The organism is Streptomyces sp. NPDC031210 (assembly GCF_055570395.1).
The window spans coordinates 55,567-81,769 of sequence record NZ_JBVIHH010000009.1 but is presented as its reverse complement, the minus strand read 5'-3'; the positions used below and the strand labels follow the sequence as shown (position 1 = coordinate 81,769).

The following is a 26,203-nucleotide window of genomic DNA, read 5'->3' as shown; positions in this document are numbered from 1 at the left end:
TGCGCACCCCCGGCCTGGGCCCACTGCGCGACGCGCTGCACCACGGGGCCGCACGCGGACACTTGCCCGCACACCACGAACTGCCCGGACCTGCTTGCCGACCACGATCCGGCCTGGGAACTCCTGCTAGCCACTGGCCTGCCGGTAGGCATGTCTGAGCTAGCCGATTCTCAGTTACCTCGCCGAAGCGGACCGCGCCACCGCAGTTCACCGTGGCGGCGGCCACAACCTGGCCGTCTTCGTCGACGACCACAAGGAGAGCCCGCCGCGCCGGCACACCCAGCGTCTGCTGGACATGCTCGGCCACCGCGGACCGGGCCCCGTGCCGGCATCCACCCCGCCCCGCGCTTGTGGGCCACCGACACTCACGGCCGTCACGTCTCCGCCAACCACCACGACCCTGGCCCCACCGACCTCGATCACACCGGAACCCCCATCGACCTGCTGGAGCTCACCGATCGCCGCCACCTCCAACCCAGGGCATGGCGACCGCGGAAGGCTTTCCCGACCACACCACCACCTGACAGCGTTTGAGGAGACGACCATGGACAAGCAGACCGTCGCGCCGGAAATCCGCGACGAAACGTATCTGGGCGGCAGCGAACGTGGCGCAGAGGACGCCCCGACACTCGCCCCCCATGCGTCTTACTGGTTTCCCGGACCCAACCCCTCCTCGGGCCGGAACATCCGCGCATGGGACCCGGCGACGGATTCCGACGCGGCGTTCAACCGCTCCCGTGTTCCGCTGGCGTCTCGGGAGCAGCACAGGAAACTGAATCTGGACAAGAACGCCCGTGCCCGGCAGGGAAAGGTCGTCGCGTGCGCGGAGTTCTACCCGACCTCGGGCCACCCGTCTCAGCAGTTGAATGACTGCCGCTACTACGCCTTCGGCTTCTGGGAGTACGTGGACGTGCTGGTGTTCTGGGCAGGCTCAGCGAGTGAGGGCATCATCGTGCCTCCGAACGCCCCGCTCATCGACGCGGCCCACCGCAATGGTGTGAAGGTCTACGGCAACGTCTTCTTCGACGAGGGCCATGGGGGACAGAAGGCATGGGTGGACGACTTTCTCACCGTCGACGGCGACACCTACCCCGTGGCGGACAAGCTGATCCAGGTCGCCCAGTACTACGGCTTCGACGGCTGGTTCATCAACCAGGAGATGGATGGCTACCGGCGTGACGACCTGCGCGACTTCCTCCGCTATGCCCGTACCTCGAACACCGTCGAGTTCATGTGGTACGAGAACAAGTCCTCCTTCGACGACGACAGCAAGCAGCTCCTCCACCACAAGGGTGAGCGTGTCTGCGACTCGATCTTGATCGACTATGGCTGGACCGGGAATGTCGCCGAAGCCGTCACCAAGGTCAAGGAGATTCTCCGCAGCCCTTACGACCTCTTCTTCGGATGGGAGGTCGACAAGAACGCAGTGAGCGTTCCGGCCGAGGTCTGCCCCGACGGAAAGGATCACCTGGCTTCCGTCGGACTGTTCGCCACCCACAGCGCCTCGAACTGGAAGCAGAAGGACGATGACAAGTACAAGAACAACGCCGCGCTGTGGCTGAAGGACTTCTATGCCCAGGAGACCGCTTACTGGGCTGGGTCAGGAACGAACAACCGGCAAGGGATCGGCCACTGGTTCGCCGAGGCCACGCCTGTGCGCCGGCTGCCGTTCGTCAGTCACTTCAACACCGGTCACGGCCTCGTCCACCACCACGCCGGAGCCAACACCGGCACCAGTGCCTGGACCAACCTCAGCGTGCAGGACGTGCTGCCCACCCGTCGGTGGCAGGTCAAGGCCCAGGGAGCCTCCACTCTCACCCCGGCGCTGGACTTCACCGACGCCTACCACGGAGGTTCGTGCCTGCGGCTGACCGGTGATCTCAAGAAGGACAACCCCGTGGACCTCGCTCTCTACGATTCCCGGTTGCCTGTCACCTCCGCCACGAAAGTCAGCGTCCGGATCAAGGCCCTGACCAACTCTCCGGTCACCATCAGAGCTCTGCTCTCCTTCAGCAACGGGCCGACCACCCGGGAGCCCCTCTCCCTCACGGCCGGTGCCACGAGCAACGGCTGGACCCTCTACACGGGTTCCCTGAAGAATTACACCGGACGAACAGTCGTCCAGTTGGGCCTGCGGCTGTCCGCGGCCTCCGACACGACCTACGGCATTCGCGTCGGCCAGCTCGCCGTCTCCGACGGCGACTTCGCCGCACCGCAGGCCCCGGCCGGCCTGCGGGTCACGGGCAACGCCACCGTCGACAGCAACCGCAAGGCCCTGCGTCTGGCCTGGACGCCTGCTGCGGACACGGAGAGGGTTCACCACTACGACATCCTGCGTGGTGTTACGTGGCTGGGCTCGACCACCAATGACGTCTTCTACATCGAGCGCCTCGATCGGAACAACGAGACAACCACCACGCTGTCGGTCGTCGCGGTCGGCCCCGACGGCACCCGCTCGCCACGCATCAGCACCCAGGTCTCCTGGACCTAAGTGTGCTGTCCCGGCACATTGGTGACACGCGTGCCGGGTGCTTGAACGAGGTGAGGGCGCGGCCGCCAACGAGGTGATCCATCAGACCGTCGAGCTCAACTACTACTCGATGCTGCTGCGCTCTCTCCCGTCGGACTGCAGCGGCCACCCGAGGTACATGGCACTTGCCATCCTCGACGCCGCCGCCGACGTGGCCGACCGCGACATCCCGGCCGCCACTCTCGAAGCCGGCGAGCCCGTCGACCTGTCCGGCCTCACCTCCGCATCCACCGAGGCCTTCGCCTGATCAGTGGCACACGTCAAGTGCCGAGAAAAGAGAGAACATGGGAATGCGCAGGTTCGCCATGGCCGTCGTCGCCGTGGCGGCACTACCGGCACTACTGTCCGTACCCGCACACGCTGCCCCGCCGCCGCGTACAGCGGCGTGGGTCACGATTCAAGAGGCCGGTGCGCTGACGATGTTCCTCACCGACCCCGGTGGCGGGGGTGACGTAGTGATCGCGAAGGAGAAACAGAATCTCCAAGGCCAGCGCTGGTTCATCACCCGGACCGCCTCTCGCGGCTCCTACGTCATCGGCGACGGCAACATCAAATGCCTCTCTTCCCCCGACGGCCTGTCGGACACGCCCCTGAAAGTCGCCGCATGCGCCGGCGCACGCTACAGCCACTGGAGGTTCGACCCTGTTCCCGGCAAGGGTTTCGAGGTGGTAAACGTGGAAAGCGGTCTGTGTCTCAACATCTGGGCTTTCGAGAATCCCGCCGTCCTGTACCCGTGTCAGGGTGAGGCCAACGACATCTGGCTGCCCGTTCTCTCCGCCCGGGCGTAGCGCCATGCCTCTTGCGCTCGCCGACCTCCAGTCCGTACTGAGAGATTCCGCCGGGAAGACGTTCGCGCTCACGGGCCAACAGCTCGATGTCGGGGATTCCACGGAGCTGTTCGGACGGTTTCTTCCCAGCGGAACATTGACGATCAGCAGTGCGACGACCGATGCGCAGAAGCTGACCGCCAAAGGCCAGATCAAGCTGCACGAATCCGCCTCGTTGGGTGTCTCGGTGGCGTTCACCGCGGATACCGCGAGCGTCACCGGCTACGAGATCAAGATCACCTTGAAGGGGTTCGCGTTCAAGACCGAGAAGGAGTCCTTCGACTTCGGTTACCTGCAGAAGGGTTACGACTTCACCCATCCCGTCTTGGTGTTGAGAAGTTCGGGGCCCACGGGTGTTGGCGTGCTGACCTGCTCCCAGGGCAGCACGCCGTACGAAGTGAGTCTGGACGGGTGGGGGTTGGTCACCTCGCGGAGCGAGCAGGACCTGGGCAGTGTCGCCCGGGTGTTCAAGTTCGGCTTTGCGAACGACATCAAGATCACCCTCTCGGACCTGTGGGTCTGGGGCAGCCTGCAGGGGGGTGGCGTCGTCATGAGTGGCGCAGTGAAGCTGGACAGCGGCAGCTCGAAGCTGAGCTGGATCGCCATGCTCCTGCCGAAGCCGGACAAGTCGGAGCGCGACTGGGAGATCGTCATGATCCAGTCCGACCTGGACCTGGCGATCTCCTCGTTCGACATGCTGAGTGATCTCGTCCCGCCATCGGCCAACCTCGTGCTCACGACCGCGTCGCTTGTCCTCACCAGGGAGACGCTGAGCGAGAAGACGGTCAAGGAGTTCAAGAATCTCCGTGAGACCTGCCTCAGCCGGACCGGCCGCAAGGCGCCGAAGCTGCCGGACGGTCCACTGGGCAGCGGAGCGATCGCGACCCTGGATTACACGCTGGGCAATGCCAAGCGGCCCCTGGTCAAGATTCAACTCGGCAGCCTTTCGAAGAACATGAAGGCCGGCCCGCCGGACCTTATGACGGACATGAAGGCCGATCCGCCGACCCCTTCGACCGAGTCGCCGGCGCCTCCCGCCTCCTTCGGCCCGTTTCGCCTGGACGCCATGAACGTGGGCTACCGGGACGGCGCGCTCATCTACCTGGTCGACCTCACACTGACCGTGGGCATGCTCACGCTCCAGGTCCACCAGTTGGGCGTGCGGGTGCCGCTGAGCAACTCGGGGCTATCCGTCCCGGAGTTCCTCACACCGACCACGGTCGGCTTCCTGATGGACGTGCCGGTGCTCCTCCTGGCCGGCGCCCTGCGCTACTCCCGCGACCTGGAGTACGACCCGCGGCTGGAGGGCCTCGGCGTCCTGGTGGCGCCCGGCCTCAGCGTCTCTCTCATCGGCTCCTACGCGAGGAAGATCAAGCAGGGCCCGACGCAGGACCCCTTCTCGTCCTTCTTCATCTTCGGAACGGTCAGCTTCGGCACCAAGGACACCGGGGGCATCGGCCCGGCTTGGTTCCAGGTCAAGGGTCTGTGCCTCGGCGGCGGTTACAACAGTGCGATCCAACTGCCGACCATCGACAAGCTGGGTGAGTTCCCCCTGGTTCGCTGGGTGGACCAGCCGATCCGCGAAGGGCAGCTCAAACCCCTCGATGTGCTGGACAAGTTGCGCGGCTGGTTCGCCCCGCAGGCCAACGAGTACTGGGTGGCGGCAGGCCTGTATGCCGGGGTGTTCGAGTTCATCGATCTGCACGCCACCGCGTTCCTGGAGTGGGGTGACGATCTGGTCGTGGGCCTGTTGGCACTCGGCCTGTTCGAGTTCCCGAAGGGCCTGCCCACCGATCAGAAGCCGAGTCTGCGGATCGAGTTCGGCGCCGAGGCCCTGTACTCGCAGCGGGAAGGACTGCTGCGGCTGGCCGCGGTGCTGACCGACAACTCCTACCTCGTCTCCGAGTACGCCAAGCTGACCGGCGGGCTGGTGCTCAGCACCTGGGTGCCTCCCAGTCCGCACGCGGGTAGCTTCGTCATCTCGGCGGGCGGATACCACCCGGGGTACCTGAAGCCGGGCTGGTTCCCGGACGTCCCCCGGGTCGGCATCAACTGGACGATCAGCGACACCACGTACATGCGCGGCGAGGCCTACGAGGCGATCGTCCCGCACGGCATCATGGTCGGCGGCAGCCTCGCCCTCGTCTACGAGTCGGACGACCTCAAGGCGTGGATGACCCTGCACGTGGACGGGCTCTTCGAGTGGGATCCGCACGTGATCGAGGTCTCGGGCGGGATCACCATCGGCATCCAGGCCACCTTCTCGCACTGGTTCGTGCACACCACCGTCAACGTCGAGGTCGGCGCCGATTGCGACATTTGGGGGCCACAGACCGGCGGTCACGCCGACGTCCACCTGTGGTTCATGTCCTGGGAGTTCAACTTCGGTGCGCCAAGGCCGGGCGAGATCCCGCCGGTCTCTTGGACCCAGTTCCAGAGCCAACTGCCGCCGAAGCCCAAGAACAAACAGGCGAAGCCGGGCAAGGGGGTGGTCACCCCACCGCTCCCGGCCTCCGGTTCGCAGACTCAGTCACCGCCAGCGACCGACGACGACAGTACGCCGGTCTGGTACGCGACCACCCGCGGCTTCAGCTTCAGCACCGCCGCCGCGGTGCCGGCCACCCAGCTCCGGCTCGGTGATCGCCGCATCGGCACCGACCAGGACAAACTGTACGTCCGCCCCATGGCCGTGGAAACCGACTCGGTGCACACCGTCAGGATCACCGACGCCGCCGGCCACGAAGTCGACACGAGTTCCTGGCCGGCGACCGCGATTGCGGGTACCGGGCCGGCCGGCCTGTGGGGCCGGGGAGAGCTGGGACTGGACGGGACCGGGCTGGTGGGCGACGTGTACGACGGACTCGACGTGCGGATCCCACCCCCCACGCTCAGCCCCTCACCGCTGGCGGTTCCCACCGGCAACCTCGCCTTCGAGCCGCTGACCGGCCCGATGCCGTACGACGGCACCGCCACGCCGGTCGGCCCGACGCCTCAGGCCACAACAGGTACGCCCGGCCTGATCCGTGACCAGATCGCCGACCCCCAGTACACGGCCGCGCGCTCCGGGCTCTACGCGACGCTGCGGAAGCTCGGGTACGTACTCGCTCACGGCGACAGCACGGATGCCGACGACCCTCTCACCCGCTACCCCGTGTACGCCGGGCGGTACCTGACCGCCGAACCGCTGCTCGTCCCCTCCGGAGGCGCAACGTGACCACGCAGGCCCCCACCACCCAGTACACCTTCCGGGACCGGAAGGTCCCCGCAGTCAAGGCCGGGGTCTACACCGTCACCGTCAAGCACCAGCTCCCACAGGTCGAGGACTCCGACGCGTACTTCGACACCTCGGCCGTCCGCACCCTCGACATCCGGGCGGCGCGCTTCTCGCTCCCGGCGGGCGCGGTCCACGCCGTCTACCCCGCGAACGGGTGCACCGGCACCTTCGACCAGGTCCTGCCGCACGCCACCCTCGACCACGCGTCGCTGCCCTGGCAGACCGCGGTGGACCCGGAAATCGCCCCCGAGGTCCCGTTTCTCGCCCTGCTGCTGTTCGCCGCCGGCGAGCTGCCCGGCGATCCGGAGGCCATCGGCGCGACCGTCCGCCGATCGGTCGGCGAGCTGCTCGACACCCCGGACGGTGAGGCGATCGCCCCCGCCATCAAGCGGGAGAACGTCGAGCAGGACGTTCTGGACAGCGCCTGCGCCACCGTGGACGTGCCCGCCGAGCTGTTCCACCAACTCGTCCCCACGGTGGAGGAGCTGAAGCTGCTCACCCACGTGCGGGTCGGGCACGACGAGCCGGACTCCGTACCGGCCCGTTCCTCGCTCGCCCGTGCCCGGTCCCCCCACGGCCTGATTCGGAAGGCCCCCCCGGCGCGCAGCCGCCGTCGACGCCGACGACCCCACGCAGCCCGGCCTGCACTCCGTCGTCGTCGCCAACCGCTTCCCCGATCCGAACGGCGGCCAGTACGCGGCCCACCTGGTCTCCCTGGAGGGCTGGCAGAACTACCTGACCGGCTCCGCCGACGCGACCGTGCCCCTGCGGCTGGTGTCACTGGCCGCGTGGACGTTCCGTTCGCTGCCGGACACCGGCTCCCATTTCGGCGCCGTGATGGAGGAGCTGGCCGAGCCCGGAAAGACGGATCCGCAGAACTTGACGCTTCGCCTGGACCCCGCGGGCGCCCCCGGCGAGGCCGGCGACCGGCTGGCCCATGGCTACGTTCCGCTGGCGTACGAGGTGCCGACCGGCGAGCGCACCTTTGCCTGGTACCGCGGACCGCTCACCGCCGTCCCCGCGCAACCGGTGCCCGTTCCCGCCGTGCCCGACAGCGCCGACGGCTGGCTGGTGTACTGCCAGGATCAGGGCCTGTTCGACATCGGCTACGCCGCCGCCTGGACCCTCGGGCGGACCCTTGCCATGGCCGACAGCGGCTTCGGCCCCGCACTGATGGCCTGGCGCGGCACCGTCCGGCGGGCCCTGGGCCGGGTCTTCGCCGCCCGGCCCGGCCAGCGTCACGGCAGCCTCATCGGTACCGGCGCCGCACTGCGCGAACGGCCCGCCCGCGAACTGTTCGGCCACCGGGCCGCCCGCACCGCCTTCGAGGACGCGGTGCGGCGTGGATTCGCCCTCCCGCAGCCGCTGTCGGGGCAGTCGGGCGTGGCGGCCAGGCCGGATCCCCACGTCGAGGCACCAGGCGACCGGAGCCTGTCGCGGCGTGAGCAGGTCCGCGCCCACCTGGACGACCCGCTCACCCGGAGCGCCCTGCGCGACCACGCGAAGGACCCGGCCCAGCCCGTCCTGGACTGGCTCGACCGGCTCGCGCTGCTCTACGGCGTGCCCTTCGACCACCTCGTGCCGGACGGCCGCGCCCTGCCCAATGAGAGCCTGCGCCTGTTCCACGTCGACACGGGCTGGCAGCGAGCGGCCCTCTACGGTGCCGTCGGCATCGGCGCGGCCACGTCCGCCGACCTGGCGGCCGACGACCTGCTGGTGGAAGAGGCACTCGGCGCGCTGCCCAAGGCCATGTCGGGCTTCCTGGTCCGCTCCACCCTCGTGCCGACGTGGCCGGCCCTGCGGGTGCGCGTGTACGGCACGAAGCCGGACGGTACCTCGGGTGAGCTGGCCGTCGTACGCACGGACGTGCTCGCCCCCGACGTCCTCCTGGTGATGGTGGACGGCCTGCTCGACAGGATCTCCGTCGCCGAGCCGCCGCAGGGCCTGCACTTCGGCTACGAGACCGACCGGGACCACGGCGCGTACCTGCACCTGCGCGATCTCAAGGACGACATCGGCAAGCCGCTGGACGACACCTACCTCGCCGGTGTGGAGGGGTACTTCCGCCCGGGCTCCCCACGCGTCCTGGACACGACCAAGCTCACAGCCGACATCGGCGAGCTGCTCGGTGACCACAACCAGCCGGACGGTCTCACCCCCGCCGGCTTGGCCCTCCAACTGGTCCTCTCGCCGCAGCAGATGACCTTCCAGCCGTAGAAGTCCCCTGAAGAAGGCGCCACTCCCATGCTGAGCACCCCTCAAGAGACCCGGCCGGAGCCGCTGGTCGTCCCCGTCCAGGTCGACGCCCTCCAGGTCAACGACCCCACTCGCAGCGTTATCCCCTTCCAGCGCTGGCAGGCCGACTTCCGGCGGCTGGCGAACGACGGTCTCTCTCCCGAGCCGCCGCCCTGGACCGGCGACACCACCGGTGGCTGGCGTGACGACCGCAAGGCCGGCGGTATCTACCTCCAGTGGCAGCTACCCCGCGCACTGCGCCACGGCACCCAGAACGGCACGGACGGCCGCACCACCTTCCCACTCGTTCCCAACCGCTGGCTCGTCGTCCGAGGGTGGGGGCCCGACGAGCAGCGCCTCGCCCGCGGCTGGGTCGTCCAGAGCGACTGGCACGACCAGAAAGGCGGCGGCACCAGCCCGTTCCCCGCGCCCGACTGGACTCCCGACTCGAACGATCCGATCAATCGACCCATCGGCCGCAAACTCGACCTCACCACCTGGACCGCCGAGAAGGCCCCGGACAAGCCGTTCGTCACCTCCGCCGGTCCGGGGCTGCTGTCCTTCACCACCTACCAGCCGTACAACGAGAACGTCCTGTCGCTCCACGACGACCTGATGGACCTGGATGACACGTACGACCGTGTGCTACCTCGTGGTCGGCTGGTACACCGACCCGTCCGCCGACCCGTCCGCCAAGGTCAAGAGCCTGAGTGAACTCGGCTGGAGGATCGCGGGCACCAGCAGTCTCGACCCCTCCGCCCGGGCCCTCTACGTCGGACAGGTCCTGGGGCTGACCTGGGACCGGCAGGGCACAAGCTGGCCGGACAACGACAACGTCCCACCCTCCGACCGTCCGGACGGGATCAAGGTCGATGTCGCCGTGGGCAGCAGCTCGGCCGACGCGCTCACCGGACTGCTCACCGAGCAGGGCACCCCGCACGCGGACACCGCGCTGCTGGAGGCCCTGCAGTACGGCCTGCTCGACGGCCTCGACGACACCAGCCCGGCAGCCGTGGACCAATCCATCCACCGGGCCTGGTTCGGCGCGACTCCGGGCGGCTACCGGTGGGAGATCGTCGACCGCGACCACAGCGACGTCCGCGCCCGCCCGGCCCTGACCACCGAACAGGCCGCCGACGAGGAGCGGATCGTCAACGCGATCGACCAGGCGCAGACCGCCCACGACGAGGCAGTCCGCACCCTCGCCACCACGCGCTGGCAGCTCTACGGGGTCTGGCTGCTGAAGCAGAACCCTGACCTGCCGGAGATCTACGACGACAACGGCGGCCCCGGCCCGTTCAGCAAGGCGCTTGACCCGACGCAGGCCGACGGTCTCGCCGCGCAGGTCACGGCCCAGTTGAAAGACATCCGGCGACGGCGCACCGCCACGACCGACGCCGACTACGTCCCCTGGGGCGCCACGCCCGAAGACCTGGCCACGGCCGCCGAGGCCTACTTCAGGGCCAAGGGCGGCGACACCACCCACCGCGTCCTCACCCGGGTGGCACTGCCACCGTTCCACCGCGCGGCCGACCCGGTCGTGATGCTCAAGGGCCTGCGGCCGCCGACCCCACCGGACACCCGCACGCCGCTCACCTGCCGGCTGCCCGGCTCACTCGTCACCGCCATCGACGGCACCCCGTCCGTCATCGAGCCCCAACTTCCTTCAAGCATCGGCGAACTTCCCGAGGCGGAGACCGTCCGCAAGCTCCTCGGCGAGTTCTGGCTGAGCGACCGCGCCCAGACCGCCGGCACCCTCGCCGCCGCGATCGCCGACCCGACGAAGGTCACCGGCGTCCTTCCGCAGTACGCCACCGCGAAGTGGGCGCAGCCGTGGAAGCCGCTCTACCTGATGTACCAGATCTTCCACTACCCCCTGCCCTACCAGGACAAGGACGGGACCCGCTGGCACTTCGACGGCACCACCTATTCCTGGGACGGCCGCAACGCGCCGAAGCACGACGACTTCCAGACGTACAGCGAGCGGATCTTCCTCACCCCGCAGGCCACCTTCAATCTGGCCGCCCAGGTGCGGCGCTATCGCACCACCCACCCCGGCGTGCTCACCGAGGAGCTCCGCAAGCTCGAACAGCAGGTCACCGGCTGGGACCTGCTCAGCCAGGCGCTCGACGGCATCACCTGGCGGATGAGCCTGCGCGATCCCGGCCCACAGCTCCACCCCGTCCCCGCGGCCGGCGCGCCGGGAGATCCGCGCGGCATCGAGGCGTTGATCGGCGCCGAGCACCGGACCGCGCCGATGCCCGGTGCCGCCCCGGCGGGAAACGCCTGGAAGAAGTCCGCGTTCCTCCAGACCAGGACCGGCCAGTTCTATTTCTCCCGGCTCAGCGTCGTCGACCAGTTCGGGCAGGTCTGCGACGTGATCAACCCCGACGGAACGGGCACCCCGACCGACAGCAACAAGAAACCGATTTACCTGCCGGCCAGCACCAGCCCGGGCGAGGACCCGACCATCGCCCCGCCCTCCACCAAGCCCCGCACCGTCGCGCTGCGCCCGAGGCTGTTCCAAGGGGCGCGGCTGCGGATGGAGTGGGTCTCCGCGACGTCCGACAAGCAGGTGGTCGGTCCCAACATCCAGGCCACCCAGATGTGCGGTTGGCTGCTGCCCAACCACCTCGACCACGCCCTGGCCGCCTACGCCCCCGACGGATCGGCACTCGGCGAGGTGTACGTCGGCTACCTGGAGGACGGCCGCAAGCAGCTCGTCTGGGAGGCCGCGCCGGGGAGTGTGTTCGAGGAACTCGCCTCATTGCGCCCGCAGTTCCCGCACCTGTACGACTTCCTCGCCGCGCTGGTCGCCCGCGACGACGGTCCCGACGCGTTCGCCGACCTGCTCCTCGGGATCGACGAGACGCTGTATACCGTGAACGCGCTGGGCGGGTGGGACGACCCGACCATGACCGTGCTGGTCGGCCGACCACTCGCACTCACCCGCGCCCGGCTGCGCCTGGAGCTCGACGGAGCGCCGCTGATGGACCCGAGCTGGGAACAGTGGCAGTACCTGGTCGGCCTGAAGAAGAACCCGCCCGCGCCCGCGGTCCTGCAGTACCCGTGGGGTGTCCGCCTCGGCGCGCTCGACCACCTCGACGACGGACTGATCGGTTACTTCCCGGGTGACGACTACGGGCGGCTGCGGGCGGTCCACCTGCCGGCCAAGCACACCACCGACTACCTGTCGCCGATCGGGTCCGGGTTCACGCTCAGTCTGGCCGTCCGGGAGCCGGTCCAGTACGTCACCATGCTCGTCGATCCGCGGGCCGCCGTCCACGCGGTCACCGACCTCCTGCCGGCCGGTGTCCTTCGGCTGCCGGACGACAAGGTCGGCCCGGCGCTGCGACAGATGGACATCTCCTACCGGGTGGGGCCGCTGCTGGCCCGCACCGGCCAGGTCGCCGGCCCGAACGGTGATCCGGTGGCGGGTCTGATCGTGCCCCGGCCCTCGACCCGCCACGGGCAGTGGAGTTGGGTGCAGCGCCACCGGGACGGCAGCCCGGGCTGGCAGGACGTGCCCCTCGGCAAGGCCGACCCCGTCGCCACGGTGCCCGGCACGCCGACCGCCGCCCACAGCGGACGCCTGGTGCTGAGAGGTGGCGTCGCCGGGCGGCGCGCCACGCTGCAGGGCGAGTGAGGGGAGCGCCATGTTCGTGAAACAGGCCCCGGACAGAACAGTCCGCCTGACCTACGCGGTCTTCACCACTCCGGCGCCGCTTCAGGTGACGCCGGCCCAGTTCGCGCCGCTCGCGAACAGCACGATCGTCGTCACGGTGTCCAACAGCACCGAGGAGTCGGTCGCGATCAGCAAGTTGAGGTTCGAGTTCCAGACAGGGGAAGGTCCGGAGGACCTGACCAAGCACCCCGAGCTGATCGGCACACGTGTCTCGTCCGAGGACTGGACGGTGTCGCTCAACGAGGGGACGTTCATCGCGGCCCCCGCCAGGGGCGACGTCGTCGACGTCGGGCCCAACGCCGCGTACGTGTTCACCTTCCTCGGCATCGACGTGAACTCCAGGGTCGGCGTGACCCCGCTGACGATCGGTGAGATGTCGGAGGGAGCACGGGTGGGCAAGTCGGTCGCCAGGACGACCTTCTACATCGGCAAGGCGCCCTATGCCTTCACCTTCGGCGACTTCCACCCGGTGACGGCCGAACTGGCCGACGGCGACGGGAAACACGCTGCCGTCGCGCCCGGCGAGCCGGTCACCCTCACCTGGGACGGCTCACGCGGCGTCATGTACTCGATCATCCATGACAACGAGCCGCCGTGCAGCCCTCCGGAGGGCGTTCGCACCTGGACCTCCGGTCCGCTGTCCCGTGACACCACCTTCTACCTCAAGGCCACGCTCGCCGAGGGAGCGGCCCAGGTCAGCCACTTCCTCACTACCACGGTCACCGTCCTCGGCGATGTCACCCTGGGCACCCAGCAGGACCCGGTGAACCTCCTCGTCACCGGGGACTCGACGGTCTGGGGTTCCAGCACGACGTGGGGGGACAGCGCGACAGAGGGGAACTCCACGATCTCCGGGGACGTGTCGGTCGAGGGCCGACTCACCGTGCAGTCCGGCGCGACCGTCTTCGGCGCGGAGCAGGAACTGTGGACCCGGAGGGTCACCTTTCCGGCACCCGTCGGGTGGACGTGCAAGACCGCAGCGGCCCGAAGCTGCGACGGTTTCGTCATGGGCACCGCCGTGTTCACCTTTGGCTTTTCGCCCTCTGGAAAGAACGCCGCCGTCATCGGCTTCAGAGCAGTGTCGGCCTCGGGGGCACAAGGTCCCTGGGTCGGGTCATCCGTGCCTTTCCAGGACGGTGCCCTGTGCTCCTTCTGCTACCCGCTGGCCTCGGGGTACAAGGTGCTAATGGGCTACTACCAGCCAGAAATCAGCTCTTTGACCCCCACTACCCTCGACATCCGTTTCACCTGGCTTCCGCTGGGCGCCAGAGCCACCTGAGCGGGCGTTTGGTCTCGTGGGTTCCGTGATGTTCGTTCAGCATCAGCCAGCCGAACGTCCGCTCCGCGCATCAACGGCGGGGTGCGGCCCGCCGGCCGCCAAGGAGGTGGCCGGGACCTTCGACCTGCTGGCCGCCCGCATCGTCTCCCACACCACGGCGGCGCCGCTCCTCCCACGCCACCGCCACGGCCTGCACGGCCCCTGACGCTCGGCGGAAAGCTCCCACCGCACGTCCGTCTACGTGAGGAGGCCCTCCAAGCTGAGACCCGTCCCGCCGCGAGAAGTGCGACCGTGAGGAGAACCTCAAGCTCGGGCCCAGCGGGACGGGGAACTGGGAAAACAATTGCCCAGGGCCGAACCGGGGGCGGGGGTACCGGTTACGGGAACAGTGGTGGCGGTGGTGGTTGCGGTAGTCGTTGTGAGGGTGGGTGCGGTGAGTCAAGCGGGGGAGCGCAGGTTGAGTTAGGGGCCGTCTTCAAAGATTGATGGCCCGTAGTTTCTGCTCGGCGCCCGGCAGTCCCGCAGGCGCGGGCCGGCCGGCGGGCCGGACTACTGACGTTTGTTGGTTCACGGCCAAGGTCCTGTCGCAGGCTCCAGTAGAAGCCCGTCTGTCCCTCTGCCCATCGGCGAGGAGGCCAATACGCAGGCGGAGCGTGCAGCCAACGAAGATCCACAGACCGTGTTAAGGCGTGTCAGGCAGATCGCGTGACTGTGCCCGTGCTGGTGTCGTTCCGGAGGCGTGGGGTGAGGCGATCTGTCAGGTCGGGAGTGGGCCCGGCTGGAGCCGCACCTGCCGAAGAACACGGGACGGGGCGGGCGATGGACGTACCACCGCAGGATGATCAACGGAATCCTGTTCCGGCAGCGGACCGGAATCCCGTGGCGGGACCTGCCGAGGCGATTCGGACAGGGGAAGACTGTCATGACCGGCATCGGAGGTGGTCAGCCGATGGCACGTGGGACAGGTTCCCGCGGGCTGTTCAGGCCGACGCTGATGCGCAGGGCCGGATGACTGATCGATGGTCAGCGTCGATTCCACGCCTTGCCGTGCCCATCAGCATGCCGCTGGGGCACGCCACCACCCGGCGCGGATACCAGGCCGCATCTGCCGTCACATGCGACGACGGCAGATGCGGCACACGATCCCCGAGCGCCGGGACCGGTGAGCCAACCGCCAACGTCGCGGGAGACGCGGCGGCTGGCCCACCGGCTTCGACGGGGCCCGCTATGCCCGCAGGAACGAAATCGAGCGAACCGTCAACGCCCTCGAGGGCTTCCGGGCCGTAGCAGGCAGATACGACAAGAGGGCGTACGTCTTCCATGGCACGGTCGCCCTCGCCGCGATCCGGCTCTGGCTTCGGTGAGGAGGTGACGGACGGTCTCTAGAACAGGGTGTCGGCAAGGCGGCCGATCTGATCGATGTCCGGTGACCAGCAATAGAGCATGACTTCATCGGCGCCGATGCCGATGAAGTCATCGACCGCCTTACGGATCGTCTCTGGCGTGGTGAGAAGACCATCGGCGACGTGGTCGGCACGGCCGCTGAATCCGTAGTAGTCATGGATACTGCGTCGGGCTTGCTCGACGGTGCTCTCTGGGCCGAGGGCGACGTTGGCCTGAGCCACCAAGCGCGGCCGGCCGGAGCGGTCGTGCTTCTCCCAGACCGCCTCCACGTCGCGGAACAGTCCGGCCATGAACTGCGGCGCCAGCGCCGCGCCGAGGAAGCCGTCGCCGAACCGGCCGACACGCTCGATCGCCGCTGGGGCGAAGCCGCCAAACAGCACCTCCGGGCCACCGGGCGTCGTGGGTGAGGGGCCGATGGGTCCGACGCCTTCGCCATACGGCTCGCCGCGCCAGGCCCGGCGCAGTAGGGGCATCTGCTCATCGAGGCGGCGCCCCCGGCGTCGGATGTCGATGCCCGCGGCCATGCAGTCGTCTTCGCGACCGCCGATGCCGATGCCGAGCGTGAATCGGCCGGCGGACAGGCAGTCGAGGGTCGCGGTCTGCTTGGCGAGCATCGCTGTGTTGTGGACGGGCGCGATCAGGACCTCGGTTTGAAGGCGGATGCGCGATGTGGCGCCGGCGAGCGCCGCAAGGGTGATGAGTGGCTCAGGATTGTCGAAGACGAGCCGGTCGAGCAGGCCGAGCGTACTGAAGGGGCCGACATCGGCGCGCTGGGCCCAGGTCAGCAGCAGGGCGGGATCATCGATGGGGAGACCGAGACCGATTTTCATGGGAAAACCTCCGGAGGGCATGACGAATCACGTGCCGCCCCTCCGTGGCTCCGCGCTGCTGTGCGCGGGCTTGCTCCCGTTCTGCGGCTACGTCTCCAGAGAGCATGATCTTTAGAGTGCGGCGACCGTACCGCGGCCGGCCGAGCCTGAGCAACGTCCTTCCACCACAGGCAGATACCGACCGGCGGCCACATGACAGGCCTTGCGCCCACGCCATCCGTCGGACACGCCTTAGCCACGGCTCAGGTCTGCGTTGCGGGGACATGGAAAATCAAGCACGAGATTCCACTTCCTAAGGGCGCATCCCCGCCTTGGACTGTCCTGTGTGCAGGGATACTCCCGCATCTGGCAGGGCCAGTTCGGCCGTTCGCCGCGTCGCGGCCAGCGGCGCCGGGGTGCGGCCGATTCGGAGTTCGACCTGCCGGGCGGCCTGGTGCAGGAACGCGGGCAGGCCGCCGGTGGCGGTGCTGCCCGGCGTGCTGGGCGGCGCGGGCGAGCCAGGTGGAGGGCCGGCCTGAACCACCTGGAGGCCATGCACCCCCACCAACCCGGCCTCCGGCCGCGTTCTGACCAAGGAGGGGTGCACCCGCACCAGCACGCACGACCTGATCAGCAGTCAGTTCGCGTTACCGCGCCGGGGAAGCCGTGGCGTCGGCCTTGACCTTGAAGTTGATCTCGGATCCATCGACCGAGGTCACCGTGACCGACACACCCAAAGTGCTGCCGTCGTCGGCCAACAGCTTGCAGCGTGTGGCGGTGCCGACCTTGCCGACGAGGTCCTCGGGGCATGTGATGTGGGGCTTTTGCTGGCCCGTTGCGGCGGCGAGCTTTTCGGCGACCGTGGTGGCCAGCTTGTCCGCAGAAAGCTTCGGCTCGGCCTCTTCCGCCTGGATCGAGGCCGAGCAGCCGACGAGCAGCGCGCTGGCGGCCAGGGCCGAGGCTGCTGCGGACAACCGAGTTATGGGCATGGTGACTCCAATATGACGTGATCATGGCGAGAGGGGGTCCCGGAAGCATACTGGCCGTTCCGCTCTGGGCAGGATCACGGGCTTCTCTGGGCATGAGCGCGTCCCGAAACCGGCTCCGAGCTGCGAGAACGTCTCGTTCTTGCGCAGGTGGACGAGAGTGAGCGGTGTCTGCTCGAAGCAACCGAGTTTGCGTCAGCGGTGCTACGTGTCAGACGGTGCGTGTACAGCCACCAGGAAACATGCTCGGCGTCCCGTACGAGCTCGTCGGGCATGTCTCCTGGTCATCTACGCTCAAGGACGCGAACTCCGTTCGGCACCGCGGAAGTTGAGCTGCTTCAAGCAGGCCAGGCCCTTGCTCACTGGCCCTGACGGCGTGACAGGTCGACTCCAGCCAGACCCGCTCAACCTGGAAGACCCGCCATCGGGGCGCTCCGCACGGCCAGAGCAAAGAACATCACGGCCGGCCTACGCACCAACGTCTGCAACCCTCGCCTTCCTACGGCGAAGCCCTGGCTCCCGGAGCAGCGATGACAGGGACCACGGCTGCGGTGTCAGTCTGCTGAAGTATCCTTCCCGCCACCGCAACACCGACTGTGAGGACCAAGAGAATTGACTGGCCTGTCTGCTTTCCCGCTGCCCTTTCATGCTTCCCGTTCCATATCTTTCGCGACACCCCGTACGCTGCGGGAACTTCAGATGATGCAGTGCAGCGCACACATTCGGGCGAAGCCGGGGTGGTTCGACAAGATGAATGATGCCGACATCGTCGCCAGGTGGACGCAAGAAGCGGTCGCCCAGGGCCTCACCGAAGCGCAGGTTCGTTACGTGCTTGCCGAACTCCTGCATTACGCCGCGCTGCGGGACGGACGAACCGGCATCGAGGTGTCCGCCGTCGACGGGATATGGCAGTCGGACACACTGGTCGACGACAAGCTCAGATCCCGGCTGCGCGAGGCGGTTCGGGTTCTGGAAGAGGTCCCCGAAGCAGAACAGGACTGGCATCCTGGATCCGACGGCCAGGTACTGGATCTGGTTCATCCCTCACTGTTCTGCCTGGTGAGAGAGGTGAGCGGTGCGCCCGAGCGGGCTTGGCAGAACCCGACGGACCGTTACTCGAGGTACGAATTCTCGGAGAAATTCCAGTGGCTGCCCACGGACGTCGACGTCAGTGACGACGGCGATGTCGCCTTCCGTTCGTACGTCAATAACGTCCACCCCGAGAATCATCGCGAACTGGCCTCCGTCCTGCCAGATTTGTTCGCGCGCTTGCGCCCGCTGCTGGAGAACGTGCTCACCGATCTGCGCCATCCCCGGCCCCTGCGGATCGAGGCCGATCCTTACGGGTGGTACGACTCGGAGCCGGAGTATCCGGACAAAAGCTCGTACAGTGATGATGGGGCCTACGCAGAAGCCCTCCATGCATGGGAAGAGGCCCAGGACGACTGGTGGGAAAACCGCCGTCCGGCCATTCCGGACGCCCCGGCCTTCATCCCGCCCGAGTTGCCCGGTGAATCCGCCCGAGTCGACCTGCGCGGCCGCCGTCTCCAGGTCATCGTCAAACTCGCCACCATTCATCTCACCCCGGACAAGCCCGAGTACCCCGGCGGTTCCTGGCATGTCGAGGGGATGATGAACGAGCGGATTGTTTCCACCGGCATTTACTACTGGGACAGCGAGAACATCACCGAGAGCCGGCTGAGCTTCCGGGCGGCACTCGACGACCCGCACTACGAACAGAACGACGACAACGGCCTGCGTGAGGTCTACGGCCTGGAGGACGAAGACGCACTGAACCAGATGCTGGGATCGACATCGACCCCAGCGGGCCGCTGCCTGGCGTTCCCGAACATCCTGCAACACCGCGTCGGCTCATTCCGCCTCACAGACTCCACCCGCCCGGGATATCGCAAAATTCTCGCGTTCTTCCTGGTCGACCCGTCGGAAAAGATCGTCTCGACATCCGATGTGCCACCGCAACAACCATGGTCCGACACCTCGACCATGACGCTTGAACAGGCCAAGAACTACCGCGAACAGCTCATGCAGGAACGCAAGTTCTTCGTCGCCGAACACAACGAGCAGCTCTACGAACGAGAATTCTCCCTCTGCGAGCACTGAACCTCTTCCCTCCTGAATGCGCGCAGGTCAGGAGGGTGTGGACGGCCTGGACGATGGTGCCGATGCGGCGGGTGATCGACAAGGTTGTCGGGGAAGACGGCGCCATCGCGTGCAGGAGCCAGAGGTTCGGTCGTAGGCCCATCCTTGCCCACGGGGGCTTCCGGAGAGTCCTGGCGCGCCGATCGCCGGCCTGTCGCCCCGGGAACCACCGCCGCCGGTTCGGCACCGACCGAGATTCCCCAACCGCGGTGTGACGACGCGGCCTAGTTGGCAAGCGATTGCATCGGACTGTCCTGGTCAGTGGGCGTCACGCCTTGTAGTTGGAGGGGTGTCACGGGCTAGTTGGCAAGCTTCCGTCATCGTGGGTGACTGCCTGGCGGGGGCGCTGGCCGCTAGCAAGCTCTGAAGCAGCGGAGGTCGCAGAAGGGGGCGACGACAGCCTGATGCTTGCTGGCCGGAACTTGCCGGATTGGGTCGGGGGTGTGGGTGGGGAGCCTGCGACGAACCGTTTGTTTGTTGTTCAGAGGGGTGTTGTGGTGCGCAAGGGGTTACCGATGACTGCTCAGAAGGGCCTTCCCTTCGGTCGCAGGCCGACTGGGGGCTTGGCCGATGTGGTGTGGGAGTGGTCGAAGTCCGGTACCCGGCAAGCGGCTCGAAACCGGCTGCTCAGGCGCCTGCCGGGGGTCAGCTCCGATACGGCGTACCGGTTCGGTTTGGTGGAGCGAGCACACTATGCCTACGGGGTGCGCCGGGCCACCGAGCTCGCCGCCCGCCTGGGGCATCGGGGTGTCACGGTGGTCGAGTTCGGGGTGGCCGGCGGCAACGGTCTGCTGGCCCTGACCGAGCACGCCCGCTACTCCTTCGCTGGCCTCGACTTCTCCAACCTCAAGATCGCGGTCGCCGCCGGCGCGGCGGTGCATGCCGCAGTCGCCGGCCGCTGGCACGAGGTCACCGGCCTGCCCATCACCGAGAGCTACGGGCTGACTGAAGCCTCGCCCGTTGTCAGCCTCAACCCCGTACACCTCGAACCCAGGGTCGGCAGCATCGGGGTCCCTCTGCCTTCCACCGATGTGCGCATCCTCGACGCCGACGGTCAGCCGGTCCCTGCGGGCCAGCCGGGCGAGCTTGCCGTCAAAAGCCCCCAGGTGATGCGCGGCTATTGGAACAGGCCCCTGAAGACTGCGGAAGTGCTCACGTCCGACGGATGGCTGGTGACCGGGGACATCGCCGTCAGCGACGACGACGGCTTCCTGCCGATCGTCGACCGGAAGAAAGAGCTGATCACCGTCTCCGGGTTCAACGTCTACCCCAACGAGATCGAGGAAGCGGCGACCAGCCATCCCAAGGTCGCCGAAGCGGGCGCCGTCGGCGTCCTCCACGCGAAATCGGGCGAGGTCCCCAAACTCGTCGTCGCCCGCGACGCGAGCCTGACCGAGGGGGAACTCCGCGAGCACCTCAAGAGCCGGCTCACCGGATACAAGCGACCTCGCTACATCGAGTTCCGCGACGCCCTGCCCAAGAGCAACGTCGGCAAGGTCCTGCGCCGCGAACTCAAAGACACCTGAGGCGCCGGCCGCCGCCTGCAAGTGGCTGCTGTTTCACCCCGATGGCCTGGACGCTCTGCGAGCGACAAGGCGTCCCCATCCTGGCCGGCCGCGCCTACCAGGAGCCGGCCCCCCGGTCACCACCGGACTCAAACACCCACTCGGCGGCGAACTCACCCCCCCGCAGCGCACCGCCGACCGCGCACTGGCCCAGGCCCGAGCCCCCGTTGAACGTGGCATGGCACGACTGAAGTCCTGGCAGATCTCCCGCAGAGCCCGCATCAGCCCCAACCGCATGACCGTCATCGCCGAGGCTTTCCTCGCCCTGGAGAGGCAACGCTGAAAAGGCTCACTGCACCTCCCACAGCCGCTTTCGGCCTGTATAGCCGAGCTGGCAGAGGGTTGCCCGCTTCGTTAGTTCCACATCTACTGGCGAGAGTTACTTCCCGGCGGCGGGCCGTGCCACCGCAGCACAGCCTGGTGAAGCTCGCGCCGGAGCCCAAACCAGGCCCAAGGTCGATCGGCTGCTGGCCGCGGCGTAAGTCGCGGCCCGTTCCTCGTCATTGACGGCTGATCGTGCGGGTGACGCCCGCAGCGATCGCCGTCGCGAGGACCCAGCCTGTGATGATCAGGGCGTAGGCCAGCGACTGGAGTGCCGTGCCGGTCGGCGTATAGGCCTTTTCCTGGCCGAAGTCGATGATCGGCAGCAGAAGGTCGAGTGCGTAGAAGAACGCGTTGAAGGGCGGGGCCTCGTCCGGTTTCAGGGCGCGGGGGCGCTCGGCCGTATAGGCGAGCGTACCGATCAGCAGGAGTGAGAACAGCCAGGAGGCCGCGCGGACGGGGCGGAAGCCGTAGCCGACCGTGGCGTCCTGGACGTAGCCCCACAGGCGGGCGTAGGGCGACAGGGTTGCGCGGTGCCGGCGCTGCTTGGCGAGTTGGACCGTGCGGGCCGAGCCGTCGTCGCCGATGCGGCGGTAGGCGGCGGTGAGTTGTTCGTACGAGAACGGGACGTGGCCGTCTCTGTCCCGCCGCAGCAGCGCCAGCCTGCGTTCGGCCAGTTCGTGCGGGGCGAGTGTGGTATAGGTCAGGCCGTCGAGCCGCGCCTCGTCGGGCCAGGTCTCCGGGGAGATGTGGAGCAGATCAAGCTGGGAGCGGCGCAGTGAGACCATGCCCTGGATGGGCCGGGCCGCGCGGAACCAGAGTTCACCGGCGACCAGGCTGCTGGCTTGCAGAGCGACACCACCCGGGTGGGAGAGCGTTGCGTAGGCGAAATTGAGCTGACCTGGTATGCGGGCACCGCGCAGGTTGATCCGGCCGTTCGAGACGAGCCGCATCGCGTGCAGGTCCGTGCCGACGCTGAGCGTCGAGGCGTGCAGGGTGGTGTCGGTGGGGTTGTCGAGCCGCGAGTCGCTGAGGTCAAGCGTGCCCGCGATCGTCGCTCCCTTGAGACAGAGTTCGCCGTTCGCCGTGAGGTATCGGGCATTGAGGTCGGAGCCAACCGCCAGGCCAGTGCCGCGCAGGGCCACGCCCGCGGGGCAGTCGAGCTGCGCCTCGTCGAGGTCGAGGGCGCCCGCGATACTCGCGCCGTGCAGACGGAGCGTGCCGTGCACGGTCAGGCCGCGTGCCGAGAGGTGGTCCTCGATCACGGCGCCGTTGAGCTGCAGGACGTCCTCGCGACGCCGGTTCGGGACAGGTGGGATGGGCGGGACGGAGGCGTCGTCGGGCAGCGGCGTGGAGGTCGCGTCGGCCCCCTGAGCCGGTTCGCCGATGCGGGCACGGTCCAGGAACAGCGCCCCGGTGATCCGCGCCCCGGCCAGGCGTACGGGGCCGCGCACCCGGCACAGCGTCAAGCGCAGTGAGTCGTCGAGTCTGAGCGCCGTGGCGTGCAGCGACGGCAGGACGGAGACGCCGAGGCTGAGTCGGCGTAACTGGGCGCCGTACAGGTCGACTTCTTCCTCGAAGTAGCAGGCCCACAGGTGGACTGGGCAGTCGACGGCCGCGTACTGGAGGTCGAGCCGGCCCGTGATGCGGGCGCCTGCCACCTTGAGGACGGCGATCTCGCCCGCCGTGCGAGGTCCGTTGAGCAGCAGAGTGCGCAACACCTCGGCACGCAGGGTGCGTTCGGGTCCCCAGGTATGTCCGGCGGTGGCTTCCTCGTTGGGGGCCGTACGGAAGTTGACCTCGGTCCCGCGCGGAAACGCCTGCCAGACCCGCAGCTCGGCCGGTGTCAGCTCGTCGATCTCCATGGCGCGACTGTGGCCACGCGGGCCGATCTTTGTCAACGGGTCTACGGTTCACCACGATCAACGGGGCTGTCCCGTCCATCAGCACGATTCCGCGAAAGCCACGTCAGTTGGGAGCTCCGCTTCCCGTTCTTGCTTCTCGGGGGCGTGGGTGTTGGGCGAGGTCTCGCTGAGCCTTCGCTACGCGAATGGGCAGATCGACGAGGGCCGCCCCTGGCCGACCTCGGCGAGCCGTTCTGGTGAGATCGTGGGCCGACCACTCGCTGACTGACCGCTACGGTGCACCGGGCTGGCTCTCTGACGGGTGGCGGACGAGTGAACATGACACAGGGTCTCAACAGCACGCGTGGGCAAAGAGCTTGGTGCGTAGAACCGTGCCAGATGTGTGGACCGTTTCGTACAGCCCATCCGACTGCGCCCTGGTCACGACGAGGACCGGCCCGATACCGGCGTTGCCGGAGACCTGCGCGCCTCCCATGACAACGTGTGACACCCGTTGGGGTGGTGCTGGTGCTGGTGCTGGTGCCGGCCCGTGGAATCGCTCTGCTTCTGGGGTACGCGGTCCCGGCGGCCAGGGGCTGCGGTGTCGTCCCCGGTGGCGGCGGTGCGGGCAGGACCGGATGGGACGGGGCCTGGCTGGCATCGGCCCGGCTCTCTGCCGGGTCCTCAGGTCCGGCGCTGCACGCGACATCGCTGGCCGGAGCATGGCCGATCCGCGGCACTCTTCATCAGCACTCTTCATCGGAGCGTTTGACCATTTTTGAAAGTCAGCGCGGATCGGGTGTTGAAAGTCAGCGCGGGATCGGGTCCGCTGGCGCGCGAAGGGCGACGATCTGGCTGATGAGGTCCTGATAGGACCAGTCTGCCCCTGCGGCCGCGGCGCCCAGACCGCTGAGGGGCCGCAAGCCGGGGCAGGCGTTGACCTCAAGGCAGTGGGGTACGCCGCGGGCGTCGCAGCGGAAGTCGATGCGTGAGTAGTCCCTTGCTCCCAGCCCCAGTGCCTTATGCGCGAGCAGTGCCTGCTCACGCAGGTGGGAATCAAGCCCTTGCGGGATATCTGCGGGGCAGTGACAGCGTGCGGTTTCCGGGTGGGACTTCGTGTCGTAGTCGAAGAGTGCTCCCGTGAACTCGATCTCGACGACCGGCAGAACGCGGCCCCCGACCACGCTCACGGTGAACTCCCGCCCCGGAAGGAATGGTGTGGTGATCAACGCTTCACCTGCGGGGGCGAGTGAGGAGGCGTGAGCGATTCCGTCGGCGTCTTGGGCCACACACAGCTCAAGATGGGAGGTGCCCGTGTTGGACTTGACCACCACGGGTCCCCGGGCCAGCATCCGCGACAGTGGTTCGGAGACCGCCTCATGGGACCGGGCCGGAAGGAAGACGCTGTCAGTGACGGTGACGCCCGCCTCCCGCAGGAGTGCCAAGGTGCGGTACTTGTCCCATGCCACGCTGCACTGCGCACTGGCCGCACCGGTGAAGGGGATCTGCGCCATCTCCAGCAGCGCCTGGACGTGCCCGTCGCCGCCCCATCCGCCGTGCAGAGCCGGAAATACCAGATCAGCGCCCCGGAGCAACGGCAACACCGGACCGGTCGTCAGGGCGTTGAGCATCACATAGCGTCTCTTGCCCTCGTCGAGCTCCGGACCTTTAAGATCTTCAGCCGTGCGCGGCAGTGCGCTTTCGTTCCGGGCAGGTCCCGCCAGTGCGGGTTCCACTGCGGCCGGATCGACGATCTGCACCTCGTGCCCGACGTCCACCAGCGCTTCGGCCACTGCCAGCCCGGATTCCAGCGAGGTGTTCCGCTCCAGACTCTCCCCGCCGCACAGCACAATGATCTTCATGTATCGAGGATGAAGCGCCGTGCTGTTCCATCCCTGGCATTCCTGCCAATGGTGGCGCGTCATGGCCGGGACAACCGACACGGACATGAACCGGCGCCCACCGGTGCGCCGTGTGGCACGCAGCGCTCCGGGGAGGACTTCCTGTGTGAACCGAGATGCCGTCCGGCTGTCGCAGAAGCCGCTGGGCGAGGCCTGAACGACTCCGTGGCCGGAATGCTTCCTCAACGCCACTCGGGCTGCGGCCCGGCCCCCTTGAGAGGTGTGCCGCGTGACGGTGGATGGCCGTTGTGCGGGAAGGTATCCCAGGTGATCGTCCTGCGGTGGGGGCGACGGTCGGTTGAGTCGACGACTGGATGGACCTGGGTATGTCGGTCCCCGGAGATCTCAGGTGCAGCGAGGAGCATGAGTGGCTTGCGGGCTTGGGGGCCCATCGCAGGGGCCGGCCGCAACTACTGGAAACAAGGCGGAAGAGTCCCGGTTGCGGGCGGGGCTCTTCCGAATCGCTGGCGGAGCGGCCGGCCGAGCCCCGAAGACAGGGCCAATGTCTCCGAGGCGCTGCAGGTCCTGGTCGGTGTCCTGCGAGGCGGCGATGGAAGGGCTAGCCGATGCGGTCGACCTCGTAGCTGACATTGAATTCGGTGTCGCCGTTGGTGCAGCTCCAGACGTGGGCTGTCTCGCGCGGTTCGATCCACTGGCTCTTACCGTGGTTGCAGATCGCGTCGTTGTTGCTGACCGGGTCGTGGTCCCAGAGGTTGGCGGTGATCAGCCATCCCTTGTGCTTTGGGTTGGCGCTGTTGTTGAGTGTGAGGGGCTGGCGCTTGTTCCAAGCGGAGTGGTTTGGGCCGCAGGTGTCCTTCCTGGACTCCCTCGTTGAGGGGGCGGTTCGGTTCGCACACCTCCACCGGCGTCTTCTCGGGGGCGGTGAAGTACCCCCAGGGCCATTTGAATTCGTCCTTCGGTCCCGCAAGGACCACCAGTGAGCCGAAGACCTCGGCGCAAGCGTCGTAGTCGATCTTGCCTTGGATGTCCACGATCCGGGCGTCGGTGATCCTGATCCGGTATTTGCCCGTCGTGGGTTCCGCCTGGGCCGCGGCGGAGGGCAGAACGGTAGCAATGAGCGCGTAGCCGGCCGCGAGGACCGCCCAACGGGAAGTCGTCAAGTTGGGCAGTATTTTTCATTCATCTTGTTATGCGAGGAATCGTACGTGCTTGCATAGAAAGATAGAAAGAACGAGTGATCCAGGCCCGGTAACGTCTGCGCCTGCCTTCGTAGCCCAAGAGGACACAGCCCCTGCCGGAGATCGGCGAGCTCCGTGCCCGACGTCATGAGAGCGGCCTGCGCCAGCGGGTCTCGGGGAAGGCGCGGTGCAGTAGTCCTCCGTAGCTGACGCATCGTGCGGACCTTGAGGGGCGTTGGCCAGG

General features: G+C 67.7%; 16 protein-coding genes and 4 pseudogenes. 12 read left to right on the top strand and 8 right to left on the bottom strand.

The annotated features are described in order from the left end of the window. Positions 1-544 precede the first annotated feature (544 nt). The 4 genes from ACZ45Z_RS18195 to ACZ45Z_RS18180 are packed head-to-tail and all read left to right on the top strand — an operon-like array spanning position 545 to position 6,571. Positions 545-2,491: an endo-beta-N-acetylglucosaminidase gene (locus tag ACZ45Z_RS18195; RefSeq protein WP_468363109.1), complete on the top strand. Its 1,947-nt coding sequence runs from the start codon at positions 545-547 to the stop codon at positions 2,489-2,491. A 37-nt stretch (positions 2,492-2,528) separates the two neighbouring features. Continuing rightward, entirely contained in the window at positions 2,529-2,777 is a 249-nt protein-coding gene (locus tag ACZ45Z_RS18190; RefSeq protein WP_468363107.1) for a hypothetical protein, read from the top strand. 43 nt (positions 2,778-2,820) lie between these two features. Beyond that, the gene (locus tag ACZ45Z_RS18185; RefSeq protein WP_468363105.1) at positions 2,821-3,318 is read left to right on the top strand and encodes an RICIN domain-containing protein; all 498 of its coding nucleotides are present in this window, start codon (positions 2,821-2,823) and stop codon (positions 3,316-3,318) included. A gap of 4 nt (positions 3,319-3,322) precedes the next feature. Continuing rightward, complete coding sequence (locus ACZ45Z_RS18180) at positions 3,323-6,571, top strand: DUF6603 domain-containing protein (RefSeq protein ID WP_468363103.1); 3,249 nt, start codon at positions 3,323-3,325, stop codon at positions 6,569-6,571. Here the strand turns inward: ACZ45Z_RS18180 and ACZ45Z_RS18175 are convergent. After that, positions 6,502-7,149 (bottom strand): hypothetical protein, encoded by a 648-nt coding sequence (locus tag ACZ45Z_RS18175; RefSeq protein WP_468363101.1) that lies wholly within the window; start codon positions 7,147-7,149, stop codon positions 6,502-6,504. The two genes, ACZ45Z_RS18180 and ACZ45Z_RS18175, sit on opposite strands and share 70 nt — an antisense overlap. A gap of 256 nt (positions 7,150-7,405) precedes the next feature. Between ACZ45Z_RS18175 and ACZ45Z_RS18170 the strand changes: the two genes are divergently transcribed. The 5 genes and pseudogenes from ACZ45Z_RS18170 (at position 7,406) to ACZ45Z_RS18150 (ending at position 15,194) form a co-directional block, all read left to right on the top strand. After that, entirely contained in the window at positions 7,406-8,848 is a 1,443-nt protein-coding gene (locus ACZ45Z_RS18170; protein ID WP_468363099.1) for a hypothetical protein, read from the top strand. Positions 8,849-8,875: 27 nt separating this feature from the next. Beyond that, a complete protein-coding gene (locus tag ACZ45Z_RS18165; RefSeq protein ID WP_468363097.1) occupies positions 8,876-9,580 on the top strand; it encodes a hypothetical protein in 705 nt (234 codons plus the stop codon). Beyond that, on the top strand, positions 9,492-12,512 hold the full coding sequence (locus ACZ45Z_RS18160) for a hypothetical protein (protein ID WP_468363095.1): 3,021 nt from the start codon (positions 9,492-9,494) through the stop codon (positions 12,510-12,512). The genes ACZ45Z_RS18165 and ACZ45Z_RS18160 overlap by 89 nt, the downstream gene beginning before the upstream one ends. A gap of 10 nt (positions 12,513-12,522) precedes the next feature. Then, positions 12,523-13,830, top strand: coding sequence for a hypothetical protein (locus tag ACZ45Z_RS18155; protein WP_468363093.1), 1,308 nt, complete (start codon positions 12,523-12,525; stop codon positions 13,828-13,830). A 754-nt stretch (positions 13,831-14,584) separates the two neighbouring features. After that, positions 14,585-15,194 (top strand): annotated as a pseudogene (locus ACZ45Z_RS18150) (IS5 family transposase). An 18-nt stretch (positions 15,195-15,212) separates the two neighbouring features. On the opposite strand, the gene ACZ45Z_RS18145 reads toward ACZ45Z_RS18150, so the two are convergent. From ACZ45Z_RS18145 to ACZ45Z_RS18135, 3 genes and pseudogenes are all read right to left on the bottom strand, one after another. Then, positions 15,213-16,064 (bottom strand): LLM class flavin-dependent oxidoreductase, encoded by an 852-nt coding sequence (locus ACZ45Z_RS18145; protein WP_468363091.1) that lies wholly within the window; start codon positions 16,062-16,064, stop codon positions 15,213-15,215. A 626-nt stretch (positions 16,065-16,690) separates the two neighbouring features. Continuing rightward, positions 16,691-17,032, bottom strand: coding sequence for a DUF4333 domain-containing protein (locus ACZ45Z_RS18140; RefSeq protein WP_468363089.1), 342 nt, complete (start codon positions 17,030-17,032; stop codon positions 16,691-16,693). A gap of 102 nt (positions 17,033-17,134) precedes the next feature. Further along, a pseudogene (locus tag ACZ45Z_RS18135) lies at positions 17,135-17,304 on the bottom strand (transposase family protein); the annotation flags it as partial. A 337-nt stretch (positions 17,305-17,641) separates the two neighbouring features. On the opposite strand from ACZ45Z_RS18135, the gene ACZ45Z_RS18130 reads away from it, so the two are divergent. Next, the gene (locus ACZ45Z_RS18130; RefSeq protein WP_468363087.1) at positions 17,642-19,150 is read left to right on the top strand and encodes a DUF4246 domain-containing protein; all 1,509 of its coding nucleotides are present in this window, start codon (positions 17,642-17,644) and stop codon (positions 19,148-19,150) included. A 10-nt stretch (positions 19,151-19,160) separates the two neighbouring features. Here ACZ45Z_RS18130 and ACZ45Z_RS18125 read toward each other — a convergent pair. Beyond that, positions 19,161-19,255, bottom strand: a pseudogene (locus ACZ45Z_RS18125) (IS5/IS1182 family transposase); the annotation flags it as partial. A gap of 506 nt (positions 19,256-19,761) precedes the next feature. On the opposite strand from ACZ45Z_RS18125, the gene ACZ45Z_RS18120 reads away from it, so the two are divergent. Further along, the gene (locus ACZ45Z_RS18120) at positions 19,762-20,715 is read left to right on the top strand and encodes an AMP-binding protein (RefSeq protein ID WP_468363488.1); all 954 of its coding nucleotides are present in this window, start codon (positions 19,762-19,764) and stop codon (positions 20,713-20,715) included. A 53-nt stretch (positions 20,716-20,768) separates the two neighbouring features. Beyond that, positions 20,769-21,037 (top strand): annotated as a pseudogene (locus ACZ45Z_RS18115) (transposase family protein); the annotation flags it as partial. Between the two features lie 217 nt (positions 21,038-21,254). On the opposite strand, the gene ACZ45Z_RS18110 reads toward ACZ45Z_RS18115, so the two are convergent. The 3 genes from ACZ45Z_RS18110 to ACZ45Z_RS18100 all read right to left on the bottom strand — a co-directional run bounded on the left by ACZ45Z_RS18110 (position 21,255) and on the right by ACZ45Z_RS18100 (position 25,941). After that, positions 21,255-22,940 carry a membrane-associated oxidoreductase gene (locus tag ACZ45Z_RS18110; RefSeq protein ID WP_468363085.1) on the bottom strand — a complete coding sequence of 562 codons (1,686 nt, stop codon included), beginning with the start codon at positions 22,938-22,940 and terminating at the stop codon, positions 21,255-21,257. A gap of 788 nt (positions 22,941-23,728) precedes the next feature. Beyond that, positions 23,729-24,781, bottom strand: coding sequence for a D-alanine--D-alanine ligase family protein (locus tag ACZ45Z_RS18105; protein WP_468363083.1), 1,053 nt, complete (start codon positions 24,779-24,781; stop codon positions 23,729-23,731). A gap of 698 nt (positions 24,782-25,479) precedes the next feature. After that, on the bottom strand, positions 25,480-25,941 hold the full coding sequence (locus ACZ45Z_RS18100) for a hypothetical protein (protein ID WP_468363081.1): 462 nt from the start codon (positions 25,939-25,941) through the stop codon (positions 25,480-25,482). Between the last annotated feature and the right edge of the window lie 262 nt (positions 25,942-26,203).

Bases quoted from the DNA above. Each gene is read 5' to 3' on its own strand.
- ACZ45Z_RS18195 (WP_468363109.1), top strand. From the start codon at position 545: ATGGACAAGCAGACCGTCGCGCCGGAAATCCGCGACGAAACGTATCTG.
- ACZ45Z_RS18185 (WP_468363105.1), top strand. From the start codon at position 2,821: ATGCGCAGGTTCGCCATGGCCGTCGTCGCCGTGGCGGCACTACCGGCA.
- ACZ45Z_RS18180 (WP_468363103.1), top strand. From the start codon at position 3,323: ATGCCTCTTGCGCTCGCCGACCTCCAGTCCGTACTGAGAGATTCCGCC.
- ACZ45Z_RS18165 (WP_468363097.1), top strand. From the start codon at position 8,876: ATGCTGAGCACCCCTCAAGAGACCCGGCCGGAGCCGCTGGTCGTCCCC.
- ACZ45Z_RS18160 (WP_468363095.1), top strand. From the start codon at position 9,492: ATGACACGTACGACCGTGTGCTACCTCGTGGTCGGCTGGTACACCGAC.
- ACZ45Z_RS18155 (WP_468363093.1), top strand. From the start codon at position 12,523: ATGTTCGTGAAACAGGCCCCGGACAGAACAGTCCGCCTGACCTACGCG.
- ACZ45Z_RS18145 (WP_468363091.1), bottom strand. From the start codon at position 16,064: ATGAAAATCGGTCTCGGTCTCCCCATCGATGATCCCGCCCTGCTGCTG.
- ACZ45Z_RS18140 (WP_468363089.1), bottom strand. From the start codon at position 17,032: ATGCCCATAACTCGGTTGTCCGCAGCAGCCTCGGCCCTGGCCGCCAGC.
- ACZ45Z_RS18110 (WP_468363085.1), bottom strand. From the start codon at position 22,940: ATGGAGATCGACGAGCTGACACCGGCCGAGCTGCGGGTCTGGCAGGCG.
- ACZ45Z_RS18105 (WP_468363083.1), bottom strand. From the start codon at position 24,781: ATGAAGATCATTGTGCTGTGCGGCGGGGAGAGTCTGGAGCGGAACACC.